At 40.9% G+C, this 16,769-nt stretch carries 15 protein-coding genes, 1 pseudogene and 1 riboswitch; of the genes and pseudogenes, 15 read left to right on the top strand and 1 reads right to left on the bottom strand.

The window, feature by feature from the left end:
• Nucleotides 1-6: 6 nt before the first annotated feature.
• The 4 genes from ASG46_RS07635 (at nt 7) to ASG46_RS07650 (ending at nt 3,710) form a co-directional block, all read left to right on the top strand.
• Complete coding sequence (locus tag ASG46_RS07635; RefSeq protein WP_041508007.1) at nt 7-300, top strand: putative quinol monooxygenase; 294 nt, start codon at nt 7-9, stop codon at nt 298-300.
• Nucleotides 301-489: 189 nt separating this feature from the next.
• A complete protein-coding gene (locus tag ASG46_RS07640) occupies nt 490-2,871 on the top strand; it encodes an immune inhibitor A domain-containing protein (RefSeq protein WP_041508006.1) in 2,382 nt (793 codons plus the stop codon).
• Between the two features lie 207 nt (nt 2,872-3,078).
• Nucleotides 3,079-3,342, top strand: a complete 264-nt coding sequence (locus ASG46_RS07645) for an ORF6C domain-containing protein (RefSeq protein WP_008345710.1) — start codon at nt 3,079-3,081, stop codon at nt 3,340-3,342.
• Nucleotides 3,339-3,710, top strand: coding sequence for a DUF1304 domain-containing protein (locus tag ASG46_RS07650; RefSeq protein ID WP_007498006.1), 372 nt, complete (start codon nt 3,339-3,341; stop codon nt 3,708-3,710). The genes ASG46_RS07645 and ASG46_RS07650 overlap by 4 nt, the downstream gene beginning before the upstream one ends.
• Nucleotides 3,711-3,853: 143 nt before the next feature.
• On the opposite strand, the pseudogene ASG46_RS20915 reads toward ASG46_RS07650, so the two are convergent.
• Nucleotides 3,854-4,045: pseudogene (locus ASG46_RS20915) on the bottom strand (hypothetical protein); the annotation flags it as partial.
• 227 nt (nt 4,046-4,272) lie between these two features.
• Between ASG46_RS20915 and ASG46_RS07655 the strand changes: the two are divergent.
• The 11 genes from ASG46_RS07655 (at nt 4,273) to ASG46_RS07705 (ending at nt 16,683) form a co-directional block, all read left to right on the top strand.
• A complete protein-coding gene (locus ASG46_RS07655; RefSeq protein ID WP_017358640.1) occupies nt 4,273-4,929 on the top strand; it encodes a type 1 glutamine amidotransferase domain-containing protein in 657 nt (218 codons plus the stop codon).
• 140 nt (nt 4,930-5,069) lie between these two features.
• Entirely contained in the window at nt 5,070-6,197 is a 1,128-nt protein-coding gene (locus tag ASG46_RS07660; RefSeq protein WP_056704036.1) for a hypothetical protein, read from the top strand.
• A 56-nt stretch (nt 6,198-6,253) separates the two neighbouring features.
• Nucleotides 6,254-6,357, top strand: a riboswitch (TPP riboswitch).
• Between the two features lie 87 nt (nt 6,358-6,444).
• A complete protein-coding gene (gene tenA, locus ASG46_RS07665) occupies nt 6,445-7,131 on the top strand; it encodes a thiaminase II (protein ID WP_056704038.1) in 687 nt (228 codons plus the stop codon).
• Entirely contained in the window at nt 7,128-7,727 is a 600-nt protein-coding gene (locus ASG46_RS07670; RefSeq protein WP_019743666.1) for an ECF transporter S component, read from the top strand. The genes tenA and ASG46_RS07670 overlap by 4 nt, the downstream gene beginning before the upstream one ends.
• Nucleotides 7,702-9,300 carry an ABC transporter ATP-binding protein gene (locus ASG46_RS07675; protein ID WP_056704041.1) on the top strand — a complete coding sequence of 533 codons (1,599 nt, stop codon included), beginning with the start codon at nt 7,702-7,704 and terminating at the stop codon, nt 9,298-9,300. Before ASG46_RS07670 ends, ASG46_RS07675 begins: the two co-directional genes overlap by 26 nt.
• Nucleotides 9,290-10,024 (top strand): energy-coupling factor transporter transmembrane component T family protein, encoded by a 735-nt coding sequence (locus ASG46_RS07680; RefSeq protein ID WP_024719222.1) that lies wholly within the window; start codon nt 9,290-9,292, stop codon nt 10,022-10,024. Before ASG46_RS07675 ends, ASG46_RS07680 begins: the two co-directional genes overlap by 11 nt.
• A gap of 533 nt (nt 10,025-10,557) precedes the next feature.
• Nucleotides 10,558-11,013, top strand: coding sequence for a methyl-accepting chemotaxis protein (locus ASG46_RS21610; RefSeq protein ID WP_255201823.1), 456 nt, complete (start codon nt 10,558-10,560; stop codon nt 11,011-11,013).
• Nucleotides 11,014-11,186: 173 nt separating this feature from the next.
• Nucleotides 11,187-12,002 carry a YwqG family protein gene (locus ASG46_RS07690; protein ID WP_041508002.1) on the top strand — a complete coding sequence of 272 codons (816 nt, stop codon included), beginning with the start codon at nt 11,187-11,189 and terminating at the stop codon, nt 12,000-12,002.
• Between the two features lie 225 nt (nt 12,003-12,227).
• Nucleotides 12,228-13,061 carry a BglG family transcription antiterminator LicT gene (gene licT, locus ASG46_RS07695; RefSeq protein ID WP_017368351.1) on the top strand — a complete coding sequence of 278 codons (834 nt, stop codon included), beginning with the start codon at nt 12,228-12,230 and terminating at the stop codon, nt 13,059-13,061.
• A gap of 324 nt (nt 13,062-13,385) precedes the next feature.
• Nucleotides 13,386-15,293: a beta-glucoside-specific PTS transporter subunit IIABC gene (locus ASG46_RS07700; RefSeq protein ID WP_056704045.1), complete on the top strand. Its 1,908-nt coding sequence runs from the start codon at nt 13,386-13,388 to the stop codon at nt 15,291-15,293.
• Nucleotides 15,265-16,683 carry a glycoside hydrolase family 1 protein gene (locus ASG46_RS07705; protein WP_017358649.1) on the top strand — a complete coding sequence of 473 codons (1,419 nt, stop codon included), beginning with the start codon at nt 15,265-15,267 and terminating at the stop codon, nt 16,681-16,683. The genes ASG46_RS07700 and ASG46_RS07705 overlap by 29 nt, the downstream gene beginning before the upstream one ends.
• The last annotated feature ends 86 nt before the right edge of the window (nt 16,684-16,769 follow it).

Here is a 16,769-nt window from a genome sequence, read left to right on the forward strand (position 1 = left end):
GATCATATGATTATTATTCATGCAGGGATGACCATTCATCCAGAGAAAGAAAACGTATTTCTACAAGAAATCAACGGTTTAATGAAAGCTTCACAGGAAGAAGAAGGCAATGTGTCCTACAAGCTTTTCAAGGATACAGAGAAAGAAAACACCTTTTTAATGGTCGAAGTGTGGAAAGATGAAGCAGCGGTTCAAAGCCATAATGCAAGTGCACATTTCCAAGCTTTCGTCGCAAAGGCAAAAGAATTTTTAGCCGCTCCACTTGATGTTGTTGCATATCAAGGAGAGCAGCTTTCATAGAAAAACAACAAACACCCTAGGCATTTATAGCCTAGGGTTCTTTTATTTTCGACAATTCGTTCCACCTATTTCAATCTCGTATTGTGCATTTTCCACAAAGTTTCTGAAAATAAAATGTTTTTCGACTTAAGTATATTGGAATATGCTAGAATTAGATATTATTTATTACCAAATTAGGGAGGAACCAATATGAAAAAAGGGAAATGGACGAGCATCGCACTAACAGCTGTCCTCAGTTTAGGCACATTGACAGCTTTCAGCACCCCTCTATCTGCCCACACCTCAGAAAAGTCAACATCCTCAGATGGCGGTCATTATTCAGGTATTCCATTCGACGCAAGTGTTGTCAATGAAGACCGCCTCATCAAAGCCTTGAAAAAACAAGGAAAGATCAAAAAGAATGCCAATGAGGCAGAAACCCAAAAAGCATTAAAGAACTACCTAAAGAAAAAAGAAGAAGCAGCGATGAAACAAAGCGCAAGTACCTTAACAGAAGAACCTGAATTCCTAAAAGAATACAAACAAAATGTACATAATAAACTAGCCAAAAAGAAAAAGTTAAAGAAGCATAAAGGAAAAGAAGGCAATCAAGTAAAGCCGGTGAAAAAGGAAAAATATAAAGGAGACGTCCGTAATGATAAAGTTTTGGTATTATTAGTAGATTTTAAAGATTATAAGCATAATAGTATTAAAAAAGAAGAGACTGATATGTACTATGACAAGTACGATCAGCAGCATTACCAAGATATGCTTTTCGGAAAAAATGGCTACATCGGTCCAGATGGTAAAAGAAAAGTATCTATGAAGCAGTATTATGAAAAGCAGTCCGGTGGAAGCTACACGATTAGTGGAACAGTAGCTGGATGGTATACAGCCAAGCATGAAGCAGCATATTATGGCGGGAACGTACCAGACGAATCAGGCAGTGACGGCAGACCGCGCGAATTGGTGAAAGAAGCCCTCGAAGCAGCGGCAAAGGATCCAAACATTGACCTTGGTGAATATGATCAATGGGACCGCTATGATATGGATGGAGACGGTGTTTATAATGAGCCGGACGGTATCATTGACCACCTCATGGTTGTACACGCTGGCGTAGGTGAAGAAGCTGGCGGCGGACAGCTTGGCTCTGACGCGATTTGGTCGCATCGCTGGTCACTTGGTGATGTATTTGAGATTCCAAACACTGAATCAGAAGTGGGTCAAGGCGGAAAGTTAGGCGCTCTAGATTATACAATTGAGCCTGAAGATGGCGCAGCAGGCGTGTTCACACATGAATTTGGACATGATCTTGGTCTGCCTGATGAATACGATACACAATACACAGGCAGAGGAGAGCCCGTTTCTTATTGGTCTATCATGTCAAGCGGAAGCTGGGCAGGTAAAGTACCTGGTACGGAACCAACAGGTTTTAGTCCATATGCAAAAGAAATGCTTCAAAACCTGCATGGCGGCAATTGGCTTTCTGGAAAAACCATTGATGGTAAGACATTAACAAAAAGCAAAACAGTTTTAATCGATGAAGCAGCAACAAAAGGAACCAACCATGATGCGGTTCGAGTCGATTTGCCAGATAAAGAGATTGTGGTCACTCAGCCTGCACAAGGGCAATATTCATACTTCAGCGGAACAGGTGACAATTTGAATGCTACCATGACGACATCAGGGATTGATTTGTCGAAGGGAAGCAAAGCCGAGCTTACGTTTAAAGCATGGTACGATATCGAAGAAGATTATGACTATGCGTATGTAGAAGTTCGTGAAACTGGGACAGACAAATGGACAACCATTGCTGGTAATATTACGAATGATCGAAATGAGGCAGGAGCGAATGAAGGCAATGGCATCGATGGAAAATCAGATGGCTGGGTAGATGCAACTTTTGACCTTTCTGCTTATGCAGGGAAGAAGATCGATCTGCAATTCCGCTATACAACCGATGCAGGATATTCACTGCCAGGTTTATTTGTAGATGATCTAAAGATTACAGCAGATGGAGCAAAAGTGTGGTCAGATGATGCCGAAGGAACGTCCACGTTCACTTTTAACGGATTCTCTCAATCTAATGGAAAACAATATGCCGCTCAGTATTATTTACTAGAATGGCGCTCTTATGCTGATGTCGATAAAGGCTTAAAGCATATCAAACGAGGAGCAAGTCTGATGAGCTATAATAACGGTTTGGTCGTGTGGTACGTCGATCAATCGTACAGTGATAACTGGGTTGGAAAACATCCAGGGAACGGCTTCCTTGGAGTCGTAGATGCAGATCAACAAGTGTTGAAATGGAGTGACGGCTCTATTGCAGCGACAGGTTTCCAAGTACATGATGCAGCATTCTCTTTGAATCCAAGCACGAAGCTGAATATTGATTATACAGCGACAACAGGCTTAACCTTAGAGGATCGCTATATCCGCCCAACGCGTACATTTAGTGATAAAAAGAACTATGTGAATCCAAATAACCCGGATGCAGGACGTGATGTGCCAACATACGGCCTATCCTTTAAAGTCGTCGGACAAAGTAAGGACCGTTCTGTTGGAAAGGTATTAATTTCTAAAAGCAACTAAACAAAAAGCCGGATTCTATCCATGAATCCGGCTTTTTGATACGTTAAGACATGGATTTTTAGCGTATGACTCGTCTTTGATCGAATGTTTGTTCTTTTTTATTTTGATATCCGAATGAAACCATTATATAATAGAGATTGGAAGGTTTTTCTTTCATTCAATGTTCTTTTTAGTTGTTAAAAAACCAAGAAAGGATGAGCGTTACCAATGAGTTGTGTCACTGCCAAGCAATTAAAGGTGATTCGAGGGACGATGCAGACTTTTTGCAGCCATTTAGAGTATGATGGCCACGGTAAGCTTCATATTAATACCATCATGGCTTTTATTAAAAAGGAATTTGGTGTAAGAAAAATGAAAGACATTCCACAAAGTCGTTTTCATGAGGCGTTAGAGCTAATCCAAGACTTTGATTTATACACGGACAAAATACAAATACGAGACCGTCTATCAGAAAGGAATTCACTAAATTGAATATTTTAGCAATGATTTTAGTAGGAATTGTCGCTTTAGAGCACATTGTCATCATGTTACTAGAAATGTTTTTTATGGAATCAAAAATGGCGAAAAGATCTTTCAATCTGCCTGAACACTTACAAAAGGATCCAAATGTGAAAGTGATGTTTGCTAATCAAGGGCTATACAATGGCTTTCTAGCTGCTGGACTCATTTGGGGGCTCATTCTTGGTTCGAATACCGTAGGATATATGATTCAGCTATTTTTCGTTCTTTGTGTGTTCATCGCAGCAGTATTTGGCGGTGTGACGTCTAATAAATCGATTATCATCAAACAAGGGTTACCAGCGTTTCTTGCATTAATTGCACTTATCCTGGCTATATAATCCTATCAGCGTGATAGAAAACCTTTGCAGTTTAGGAAGGACGAGCATCGGAGCGAATTTGACATTGGTAAGCACTGAAGCACAGGACTGACACGGAATGCGAGGGTTTGTCTACACGGTAAAGCCGCCCTAGAGGGCGGCTTTTATCTTTTACGCATTCCCATCAAACGAATAATGGACGTAAGACAAAGGGCAACAGCGACAGCCAATATGATTTTTCCATACATGACGCCCGTAAGATTCATTAAAAAGACAGCCAATATGATACAGAGCGTGATGATAATCATCACAATCGAATAGGTTTTCATCTCTTTTTCCACTCCTTTTAAATTCCCTCTAGCGCAAGAGGTCTGTCAATTGTTTCTCATATTATATCATTTCATCACAATTTTACATGAAATTCCCTGTCAATAGAATGTGACAGAATGATTAGATTTGAAGTGAGGCTATATTTTTTAAAAAATCGGGTATAACATAAAGAGTTGTATCCAAGTCTGATTGCTTGATATTTAATTGTGCAAAATATAAAATAGCCACATGATAAATAGAAAGGATGATAAAGTTGAGCAAGAACGTTTTATTAGTATCAACAAGCAGCTCAGAAATGAACGGACACCCAACAGGCTTATGGCTTGAAGAATTAGCCGAGCCATTTCATATTTTTAAAGAAAATGGACTCAACGTGCAAATTGTTTCAATAAAAGGTGGAACAGTACCGATCGATAAAAATTCAATTCCTGAAGGAGTTCCAGCACAATATCAAGATGTGTATGAATTACTTCAAGACACAAAGGCACTGACCGATGTAAATCCAGCTGAGTATGATGGCATTTTCTTTGCTGGAGGACATGGCCCAATGATCGACTTTGCGTCCAATCAATTGGTTGCCGATGCGATCTTAGCGATTTCAGACAAAAATGGAGCCGTTGGGGCAGTTTGCCATGGCGTTTCTGCCTTTGTTGATGTGAAGGATCGTGATGGAAAATCATTTATCGACGGCAAGAAAATAACAGGATTCACAAATGAGGAAGAGGATGCTGTTCAGCTGACATCTAAAGTTCCATTTTTATTGGAAACAAAACTTCGCGAGCAAGGGGCAGCATTTGAAAAAGGCGATGCATTTGCGCCATTCGCCGTTGTAGACGGACAAATCATTACTGGACAAAATCCAGGATCAAGTGCAGAAACAGCACGTTTATTTGTCAAAACCATTGCATAAATCATCAAATAAACCAGTCGTGACGCATACGGCTGGTTTTTTGTTATAAAAATTTCCTGAAAAGTCCAAAACAATTATTAGAAAAATGGTAAAATAATCACAGGGTAAAAAACCCAAATTAGGGAAAAGGGGATGTTCCTGTGAGAGCATTTTATGTCAAAATCACCGCCGCCTTACTGTCTATTTTATTGGTCACAACAGGTTTATTTTCAACAGCAATCAAAGCAGAAGATGCACCAAAATCAAGTGAAAAAGTATCGCCACTGACTGAAAAAGCCATTCAGCAAGTGCAAGAGTCGTTTGAAAAGCAGGATAAAGGGACTGCGGTTCAACAGAAGGAAGTAAAAAAATCATTTAAAGTAGATAAGAAAAAGGGAATAAGTATTAAACGAAAAGCGGCTGCAGATGGAAAGATGCGCACGTCTGCCGTTCGCTCTATTGATGGACTAGCCATTAATCAATCGGCAGTTTTAAACGAGGAAGATCCAGTTGATTTATGGTTCTTAAGTACATCGTCCCCTCAGGCGCTCATCAGCCGGATTACCTCTCCAAATGCTGATTATTTCGTTCAGTTATTTGTTATTGATTATGAAGAAGGACAAGCTTATCCAACGGATCTGATTCAACCGGCAGGCAGTCTGCTTGCGTTAAGCAATTTACCAGCGGGTGATTATGCGTTTGGTATTACTAGCGGTGGAGACTTTGGAGACTCATATACATTACAGGTGAATGCAAAAAACCCACCAAATTTCACAGGTGCTGAATCCCTGTCATCAACATTGCAATACTTTGTTGCTGCGTATGCCAATGGGGATGTTTTCGCAAATGGTACAAAAGTGTATAACAAACAATCTAAGACCGCTGATTATAAATGGGAGCGAGTATTTTATTTCTCATATGATGGAAAATATCAACAGAGAACGCATTCTGTTGACAGTGTAAAAGTGAAAAGTATTTCGGCACCAGTATCGTACTCTGCTCCATACGCGAGTTCCTCTGAGGCCATTCTTGTCTACTTAGATGTGGAGACATTATTTATGTATCATGAATCATCGTTTGCTAGTGGGCAGTACTACCATAGCAGCTTTGTTGATACTCTCGGAAAGACAACGCCAAGGCGTTTAGACATTGATGACATGACAAATTACGGCGATCATATTTTGGCTGTTGATTTAAAGACAGGAAAGCCAATTGATTTCTTCAGTGTCCTTAATTTCTACTATGCAGCAGGGATCGAGAAGCTGCCAACGATCAATACATTGAATTAAGATCGGCGGTTGACATCAAATCGCCACATGTGTAGAGTAAAGATAATTAAATGACAAAAGTCCACTAGGGGAGTCATGTATGACTGAGACAAGAGGAAATCTTGGACCCTTTGAACCTGATCTAGTTTGTACTAGCGGAGGGAAGTGGAGCTGGACCTTGTCTTATTCATGATTGAATCGATAAGAAGGCCGCTCCATTTGGGGTGGCTTTTTCATTTATTCAACTGAAAAAGAGGAGGCTTTTTTTATGACATTTTCAACCCAATTAAGGCAAGAAGCAGAACCATTATTTGAAGCGATTTATCAGCATCCGTTTGTGAGAGGACTCGCAGCAGGAGAACTCGAAAAGGAACAGATCATTCATTATGTCAAACAGGATACAGAATATTTAAATGCCTTTATTAAAATTTATGCGGCAGCCATCAGCAGATGTACAGACAGAGAGGACATTACCTTTTTCCATCAACAAATGGCTTTTGTCCTTGATAGTGAGACACATCCTCATCAAAACCTTTGCCGAGTGGCAGGTGTCGCTTATGATGAACTGCAAGGTGCGTCTTTGGCGCCAAGTGCCCATCACTATATTCATCACATGCTGCAAGTCGCCGAGGAAGGGACGCTAGGAGAAATCATTGCGGTTTTGCTCCCTTGCCCTTGGACCTATTGGGAAATAGGCAAACGAATGCTTAAAGATGTTGAGCCCGACCCTGCCCATCCATTCTATGAGTGGATTACGTTTTATGGCGGGTTAACGGACTCTGTTACAGTGGAGCTTTGCAAACGGCTTGATCAGTGGGCGGAAGGAGCAAGTGAGAAGGAAAAGGAGAAAATGAAACAGCACTTCATCTTAAGCTGTCAGCTTGAGTATAAATTCTGGGACATGGCCTTTACTGTCGAAGAGTGGCCTGTCCAAATGGAGGTGCATTCTTCATGACATGGAAGATGAAAGAAGTCGTTCTTGCTGTCATTTTATCAGTGGCATGCGGAGTCATCTATTTAGGGTGGTCGACTCTTTATTTACCGATTACAGCCCTTGTCGGTCCAGCAGGAGGCAACATCATGTTCGGAATTTGGGTCATTGCCAGTCCAATCGTTGCTTACATTATCCAAAAGCCTGGCGCTGCCCTCATCGCAGAAACAGCTGCCGCTGCCGTGGAATTACTGACAGGCAGCCACTTCGGTCTTTCTGCGCTTTTGATTGGTGTATGCCAAGGACTTGGAGCAGAAATCGCCTTCGCTCTTTTTGGCTATAAGCGATATCGCATGTGGACACTCATGTTGTCTGGTGCCTTTGCAGCAGTAGGGGCAATGGCATATAGCCTCATTGCCAATGGATTCGGCTATTACACGCCTCAAGTGTTACTCATGACACTTGTCACTCAAGTCATCAGCGGTATGTTACTCGGCGGTTGCTTGGCAAAGGTTGTGGTGGATGCATTATCTAAAACGGGTGTGCTGAATCAATATGCCATCATGAAAGAAAAACGAAGTAAGGGTGACCAGCATGGATTCATTTCTCGCGTGCAGTAATCTCACTGTCCGTTTTTATGAACAGGCGAATCCCGTTCTTCATCAAGTATCTCTTTCTATTCAAAAGGGGGAAAAGGTGCTGATATTAGGACCAAGTGGAAGCGGGAAATCTACGCTGATTTCTGTGCTTGCTGGCATTATTCCAGAGCATATGGAAGCTGAAGTACAGGGAGAAGTGATGCGGCAAAGGCATACTGGTGTCATGTTTCAAGACCCAGATTCGCAGTTTTGTATGCACCGAGTCAACGAAGAAATTGCGTTTAGCTTAGAGAATCGATCTGTCCCTCGAGAACAAATGGATGACATGATTCAGCATCTCATGAAAAAGGTACAGCTGGATGTCGACCCAAATACAGATATTCATACCTTATCTGGCGGCATGAAACAGCGGTTGGCGCTTGCTTGTTTACTAGCATTAGAGCCAGATGTCCTGTTCTTTGATGAACCGACAGCACAGCTTGATCCAGCAGGAAGAATGGAGATATTTCAATTACTTCAGCAGCTTTCGGCTGAACAGAATCAGACGATGATTTTTGTGGAGCATGTGTTAGACGGTGTCATCGAGTGGATGGATCGGGTGATCTTATTAGATCATCAAGGCCGTATCATAGCAGATGGAACGCCAAAAGACGTGATGAACACATTTGAGGGAGAAATGAAAGAGGCCGGCATCTGGCGTCCGAAAATATTTCCCGAGAAATGGTCTACTATCGTACAAGATCCGTTTCATCCACTGAGTCAAACACTCTTGCAAACCTTTGAGGCGAGAAAAGAACGTCATGAGAAATTGTCATCAACAAATCGAGAGATCATTATTCGCACAGATCATCTACAACTAAGCCACGGAAAAAAAAGCATTATAGATGACCTGCATCTAGATATAAAAGCAGGAGATTGGGTTGCGATCATCGGTGAAAATGGCAGCGGAAAAAGTACGTTTCTTAAACATGTCATCCGTTTAGAACCAATAAAGAAAGGTCACATTTTCTTAAAAGGAAAACACCTGAAAAAGTGGTCTGACCGAACATTATATGAAAAAGCAGGCTTTGTATTTCAAAATCCAGAACTTCAATTTATACAGGACACAGTGTTTGATGAAATCGCATTTGGTGGGAGACAGCGAAATTGGCCAGAGCCTGTTGTGCAAGAAAAAACGAATCAGCTATTGGTAGAGTTCGGCCTAGAGAAGCATAGAGATGCGCATCCTTTCACCTTAAGCTTAGGACAAAAAAGAAGATTAAGTGTTGCCACGATGCTTCTTTTTGATCAGGATGTACTCATTTTAGATGAGCCGACCTTCGGGCAGGATGAGAAAACGGCGAGGGAGTTAATCCGGCGTTTAAAAGAACGTCAACGACAAGGCACCACTATTATCATGGTCACACATGATATGGAACTCGTTGATGAGTGCGCTGATCAGGTGCTTGTTTTTCATCAAGGGGAGCATGTTTATGATGGTACGCCTTTTGATTTATTTTCTCATCAGGAACTTGTCACTTCCTGTGAGCTGAGAGTGCCGTTACATTACCGCTATATGGCTGAAAGAAAGGAAGTGATGACGATTGCAAAGTAATCACTCCTTTCTATCCACTGTAAATCCAGTCATGAAATTACTCGCCCATCTCCTTGCGATGTGCTGTCTGATGGCGATTTCTGATCCTAAAACGACGTTCATCATCTGGCTGTTTGCACTTGGAATTGGACTTGTCCTAGGCGGCTGGAATTTGAAATACCTCATCACCAGACTTGTACCTTATCTGCTCTTTTTCATTCTCGTGTTTTGGATGATCGCGGCCTTTGGCAAGGGAGATCATACAGTTTGGAAGTGGGCATGGTTTCATATCACAGAGGAGAGTTTAAGAAATGGGCTGACCATTTCTTTTAGAATGCTTGGCTTTGTGACATTTGGTCTCCTTTTTACATCAACAACTGATTTGACGGCCTTTATGATGAGCTTAATCCATCAATGCCGAATGTCACCCAAATGGGCATATGGAATGCTGGCAGGCTTCCGGTTTATCCCGTTGTTTCAAAGTGAATTGAAGCAAATGAAGGCTGCACATAAAATTAGAGGTTACAAGCAAAAAAACAGCTGGAAAGCCTTTATACGTTATGCACTCCCACTTTTCACGCAAGGTGTACGGAAATCTGAACGACTAGCCATTGCGATGGAAGCAAGAGGCTTCACAGGGACGAGGGAGAGAACGTATTATCATGTCATCAGCACTTCATGGATCGACTGCATGTATCTTTTTTTCATCGTCATTAGTGTGTTGATATGCATCTTCTTCTTTTAAAAACAGCCACATTCTCTTGATAGAATGTGGCTGTTTTATATGTCTTAGGTCATTTGGTTGATATTAGTACACATTGCAGGCTGTAATAGATCATATAAAGAACCGATAAAGAGAGTGTACTGAGAAAAAGAGAGGATGAACGTGAGCGAATGTCACAGAGAATTGATAACATAATAGACGCTTTACCAATCGTTGGACTAGCTATGAGAGAGCAGCTAACCTTTTCTGTATTAGGGAAAGAGAAGGTTCTTTATTATCAGCAGCACGGGAACATTGACTTAGGGTTTAAAGCTGGGGATGTTGTAGCTCCCGGGTTCCAAAACTTTTCAATGTTGAAAAATGGGAGAGAGCCATCGTTTATCCAGATTCCTAAAGAGGTGTACGGAATTCCTATGGACATCGTCGCCGTCCCGATTAAAGATGACAATGGTCAAGTGATCGCTGCCTTCTGTGTAGCATATGACCAAACGAATCAACAACGATTAGATCACATCATGACGGAAAGCAACGAAGCTTCCGAAAAACTAGTCGCAATGGTACAGCAAGTGGCCGCACATTCAGAGGAACTACAAGCGACAAGTGAACAAATTCTACAAAATACAAAAACCACTGTCGAAAATTCCTCTAAAATCAACCAAGTGTCTAATCTCATCAAAGGTATCTCTGATCAAACGAACTTACTTGGACTCAATGCATCCATTGAGGCTGCAAGAGTAGGTGAAGCAGGAGCAGGCTTTGGGGTGGTTGCTACAGAAGTGAGAAAGCTGTCTACTCACGCGAAGCAAGCAACGACTGATATTGAAACAGCGCTAAAAGATGTGCAAGGCTCTATCAAAGGAATGGAAGAAGAAATAGCACAAATCGTGGCTTCTTCTGAACATCAAGCAGAACTCGTTGGCACTTTCACAAAAATTATTGAGGGGCTGCACGAAACGAACGAAACCATGAAATCATTGGCAACAGACTTAGTGAATTATCAAGTGAAATAAATAAACGAATCACCAAACCTCCAGCCGTATCGGAGGTTTTTTAACGTGTTAAAGTGAGTTTTTTGTCATGATATTGACGGGTTTTTCACTGACAGGGAAGTTACACTTCTGTATGATAGAAAAAGAGAGACCTGTTTTGATCATTAGACCTATTCATAAGGAGGAAGACCATCTTGACACAATCAGCAAAGCTGCAAGAAGTACTTGCGCCTTACCGTCCATTGCTAGATCAAACCGAAAAACCACTGATTCAATTACAGATAAAACAAGGAAAAACAGGACCATATGACAGCAAAATAGCAGGTGATCCTTATTTCCCAAAAAACGACGAATATCCCGTTGATGGAGAAGGTCATCCTATGAAGCTGCTGGCACAAATCAATTTCGGCCAGCTGCCAAAGCTGAAAGATTACCCAGAAACAGGACTTTTGCAAGTGTTTATTTCTGTACATGATGATCTTTATGGGATGAATATTGACCAAAAAACAGAGCAAAAAGATTTTCGGATCAAATTTATTGAGGAACCTTTCTTAGCTGAAGAAGACTTATTGACTGATTTTTCATTCGTGAAAATTCCTGACGATTTTTATTTTCCAGTTACGAAGGAAGGTGCGATTACAGGTGAATTATCAAGCGAAACGATCAGTGTAGGAGATTTCCGCTTTGAAAAAGTCACAGGAAAGCAAAGCTGGGATCTATTCGAAGATGCTGTTGGTATTGATGGTGATGAAGCAGATCATTTGCTAGATGAATTTTATGAGACAGCAAGTGGTTTTGGCCATAAAGTTGGCGGATACCCAGGTTTTACACAAGAAGACCCGCGTACCTATGTAGACCAAGAACATACTGTGCTATTATTGCAAATTGACTCAGATGATGAAGTGGACATGTTGTGGGGAGATTGCGGCATTGCCAACTTTTTTATCAAACCAGAAGACCTCAAACGAAAACATTTCGAAAATGTCGTCTATAACTGGGATTGCTCCTAATTTTGTAAAAAACACTCTTTTTGAAGAGTGTTTTTTGTCTATTTTTAGCCTTTTTGCCCCTAAATCGTCATTTCTGAGAGGTAATATGTCATTCTTTCTAGTTGACCGTATCAAAAAAAAATGTAAAATCATCTTAAAGTCCTCTTTTTTGAAAATAATAATAAAATGACATATCAATCAACAATGAAATGCTCGAAAAAGCGGAATGTACTGGGGGGGGATCAATTGATCATTTCGAAAGTAATCAACAATAATGTGGTCAGTGCGTATGATGACGAGCAGCATGAACTGGTCATTATGGGCAGAGGGATTGCGTTTCAAAAGAAAAGCGGAGACCCGATTGACGAAGAACGTATCGAAAAAGTATTTTCCATTCAAAATAAAGATATATCAGAAAAATTCAAAACCCTGCTTTATGATATTCCGATCGAGTATATGCAAGTGTGTGAGGCAATTATCGATCACGCAAGAACGACCCTTAACAAAAATTTAAATGACAGCATCTATGTCACATTAACGGATCATATTACCTTTGCTATTGAACGTCATCAAAAAGGAATGGACATTAAAAATGCCTTGCTTTGGGAAATCAAACGGCTGTACAAAGAGGAATTCATGTGTGGTGTAGAAGCGATTCGGATCATACAGGACAAGCTCAACATCCATCTTCCCGAGGATGAAGCAGGCTTTATTGCGATGCATATTGTCAATGCAGAACTGAATGAGGAAATGCCGAATGTCATTCAAATTACAAAACTGATTCAAGATATTTTGAACATCGTAAAGTATCATTTCCAAATTGATTTGGACGAAGAATCATTAAACTATTTCCGTTTTGTCACGCATTTGAAGTTTTTTGGACAGCGTCTGTTTAACGAAACACAAATGGAAAATCAAAATGAGTTTCTGTATGAAGTGGTAAAGGAAAAAAATACAGCCGCTTTTCAATGTGCGGAGAAAATTAATGACTATGTTCAAAAAGAATACAACCGAAGTCTCATAGAAGATGAGATGTTATACTTAACTTTGCACATCGATCGAGTCATAAAAAGAAAATAAATCAAAAAGAAAGCGTTGACATATCAAAATTAACATGCTAATTTATAACTATAAACTCAATAACCAACAATCTTTTAGGATTGTTACTGGTCAAGCAGGCAAAACCTAAATCATTGTCCCTATCTTTGATAAGGCGTGATTTAGGTTTTTTGTATCTAAAGACTTATAAAATTGAATAACGATCAATCGCTATGAAGGATTGTTACTGGTTAAGCAGGCAAAACCTAAATATCGATTAATGTCTGAATCGCTATTTTTCGGGCATTAATGGATGTTTAGGTTTTTTCTATATCAAGATGAAATCAACGATTGGAGGGTTACACAATGAACCACAAACAAACAGCAAAAGAAGTTCTAGAGCTTGTCGGCGGTGAAAAGAATGTAAAGCAAGTCACGCACTGTATGACAAGGCTCCGCTTCAACCTATACGATGAAAGCAAAGCGGATAAAGAGAAGCTGCAATCAACAGACGGCGTCATGGGCGTGAATCAAAGCGGCGGTCAATACCATGTCATTATTGGCAACGACGTATCAAACGTCTATCAAGCAATGATTGCTGATTCTGGGTTATCAGCCGATGTGAAATCAGGCGGTTCAGAAGAAGCTTCAAAACAAAATGTGATTTCTAAACTTTTCGATTTTATCTCTGGTGTCTTCACACCGATTCTTCCAGCCATCGCTGGAGCTGGTATGATCAAAGGGATCTTGGCATTAATGCTGACGTTCCAATGGATCTCAGATAAAAGCAGCACATATGCGATTTTAACAGCTATCGGAGACGGAGCCTTTTACTTCTTACCGATTCTGCTTGCTGTAAGCGTAGCCAAAAGAATTGGCACAAATCAGTATATCGCCGCTGCCATTGCAGCAGCCGCACTGCACCCGCAGTTAACGGCTTTACTAGGCGCAGGAAATACAGAATTTCTAGGGCTACCAGTGGTTGCCGTTGTGTACTCTTCATCGGTGATTCCAATTCTACTCACTATCTGGCTCGGCTCATATGTTGAAAGATTCGCGGAAAAATATAGTCCGAAATCACTAAAAATCATTCTTGTTCCAACAGTTACACTTCTTGTCGTGGTACCAGTTATGCTCATCGCGGTTGGACCGCTTGGTGGGATTATCGGAAATGGCCTTTCAGGTGGAATTGATTTATTGTTCAAACATGCAGGTATTTTGGCCGGACTCTTAATCGGTGGCTTTATGTCACCATTGATCATTACGGGCATGCACTATGCACTACTTCCAATCATGATCAACAACATTACATTAAACGGTTTTGACTTCATTCTTCCAATGATGTTTGTAGCGAATATGGCACAAGCAGGCGCAGCATTCGGTGTCTTCTTAAGATCAAAAAACAAAACATTCAAATCATTGGCGATGTCTACAAGTATCACTGCGTTAATGGGTATTACTGAACCTGCTATGTATGGTGTGAACATGCGATTGAAAAAACCGTTCCTTGCAGCCCTCATTGGTGCAGCAGCAGGCGGCGTGTTCATGTCTATCTTCAAAGTAAAGTCATATGTGATATCAGGATCAGCAGGTCTTCCAGGTCTCCCAACGTTCATTGGACCGACATTTGTGTACTCCATCATTGGGTTAGTGATCGGCTTTGTTGTAGCAACCATCATGACACTTGTTCTAGGGTTCAAAGATGTACCAGTGAAAGATGATACAAAAGCAGACAAACCAGAAGAAAAGAAAGACACAGTAGCGCTTCAAAATGAAGTGGTACAAAGCCCGCTTGAAGGTCAACTACAGCCGCTCAATCAAGTAAATGATGCAACATTCTCTAATGAAATCATGGGTAAAGGAACAGCCATTGTCCCAACAGTTGGACGTGTAGTAGCACCGTTCAACGGCAAGGTTGAAACCATTTTCCAAACGAAACATGCCATTGGTTTAAAGAGTGATCAAGGCACAGAGCTTCTCATCCATGTGGGGATTGATACAGTAAAACTTGGCGGTAAACATTTCACAAGTCATGTAGAGTCAGGTGATCTTGTTCAAGCAGGAGATGTGCTCGTTGAATTTGATATCGAGGGCATTCAGCAAGAAGGCTATGATGTAACAACGCCAATTATCGTCACCAACACAAATGATTATGCACAAGTTGATGCGAAAACAGATGGGCCGATTACAGTAAAAGAGACATTGCTTACAGTCAGTGTAGAAGAAAATGAGGAGGGCATTCAACATGACCAATTTAGAAAAAACATTTCCTAAAGGTTTCTTATGGGGCGGCGCAGTAGCCGCCAACCAAATTGAAGGCGCTTATAACAAAGATGGAAAAGGCTTATCCACAGCGGATGTATCACCACACGGTATTATGCACCCATTCGATGAATCAATGAAAGACCTTAACTTATATCATGATGCGATCGACTTCTATCATCGCTACAAAGAAGATATTGCCCTGTTTGCAGAAATGGGATTCAAGTGCTTCAGACTATCCATTTCTTGGCCACGTATTTTCCCAAATGGCGATGATGCGGAACCGAATGAAGCGGGCCTCGCTTTCTATGAAAAAGTATTTGATGAACTGCATAAGCATGGAATTGAGCCAGTTGTCACGATCTCTCACTATGAAATGCCACTTGCACTTGTGAAAAACTACGGCGGATGGAGAAACCGTAAGCTTGTGGGTCTTTATGAAACATACGCTAAAACATTGTTCACTCGCTTTAAAGATAAAGTGAAATATTGGATGACCTTCAATGAAATTAACGTCGTCTTACATGCTCCTTTCACAGGGGGTGGCCTTGTATTTGAAGAAGGCGAAGACGAGAAAAGCATTCAATATCAAGCTGCGCATCATCAGTTTGTTGCAAGTGCTCTAGCTGTTAAAGCAGGACACGAAATCATTCCTGATGCGAAAATCGGTTGTATGATTGCAGCGATGACAACTTATCCGTACAGCTCAAGACCAGAAGATATGTTTGCTGCGATTGATCAAGATCGTAAAACATTGTTCTTCTCAGATGTACAGTCAAGAGGCTATTACCCTGGATATATGAAACGTTATTTCCTGGAAAATAACATCAACATTGAATTCCAAGACGGTGACGAAGACATTCTAAGAAACCATACAGTCGACTATATTGGCTTCAGCTATTATATGAGTTTTGTGACAAGTACAGATCCAGAGGTACTTGGACAAGTGACTGGTGGCAACCTATTTGAAGGCGTGAAAAACCCTTATCTAGAAGCAAGTGATTGGGGATGGCAAATTGATCCAAAAGGACTTCGTACAACACTAAACCAACTATATGACCGCTACCAAAAACCATTGTTTATCGTAGAAAATGGATTGGGTGCTGTGGATCAAGTAGAAGAAGACGGCTCCATTCAAGACGATTACCGAATTGATTACCTAAGAAGTCATTTGCTTGAGGCAAGAGAAGCGATCGCAGACGGCGTTGATCTGATCGGCTATACAAGCTGGGGCCCAATTGATCTTGTCAGTGCATCAACAGCTGAAATGAAAAAACGCTACGGCTTCATTTATGTCGACCGTGACAATGAAGGCAACGGTACATTAGATCGAAAGAAAAAGAAAAGCTTTGATTGGTATAAACAAGTGATTGCGACAAATGGAAAGCATTTAGACGACTAAATAGAGAAAATATTTGGTTTCTTTGAGAACACACGGTGTCATAAAACGATGAAAACAATTTGAATCGAGGCATTATCATTCTTTAG

The sequence above is a fragment of the Bacillus sp. Leaf49 genome (assembly GCF_001426125.1).
GTDB lineage: Bacteria > Bacillota > Bacilli > Bacillales > Bacillaceae > Bacillus > Bacillus altitudinis.

Bases quoted from the DNA above. Each gene is read 5' to 3' on its own strand.
- ASG46_RS07635 (WP_041508007.1), top strand. From the start codon at position 7: ATGATTATTATTCATGCAGGGATGACCATTCATCCAGAGAAAGAAAAC.
- ASG46_RS07640 (WP_041508006.1), top strand. From the start codon at position 490: ATGAAAAAAGGGAAATGGACGAGCATCGCACTAACAGCTGTCCTCAGT.
- ASG46_RS07645 (WP_008345710.1), top strand. From the start codon at position 3,079: ATGAGTTGTGTCACTGCCAAGCAATTAAAGGTGATTCGAGGGACGATG.
- tenA (WP_056704038.1), top strand. From the start codon at position 6,445: ATGACATTTTCAACCCAATTAAGGCAAGAAGCAGAACCATTATTTGAA.
- ASG46_RS07670 (WP_019743666.1), top strand. From the start codon at position 7,128: ATGACATGGAAGATGAAAGAAGTCGTTCTTGCTGTCATTTTATCAGTG.
- ASG46_RS07675 (WP_056704041.1), top strand. From the start codon at position 7,702: ATGGATTCATTTCTCGCGTGCAGTAATCTCACTGTCCGTTTTTATGAA.
- ASG46_RS21610 (WP_255201823.1), top strand. From the start codon at position 10,558: ATGGTACAGCAAGTGGCCGCACATTCAGAGGAACTACAAGCGACAAGT.
- ASG46_RS07700 (WP_056704045.1), top strand. From the start codon at position 13,386: ATGAACCACAAACAAACAGCAAAAGAAGTTCTAGAGCTTGTCGGCGGT.
- ASG46_RS07705 (WP_017358649.1), top strand. From the start codon at position 15,265: ATGACCAATTTAGAAAAAACATTTCCTAAAGGTTTCTTATGGGGCGGC.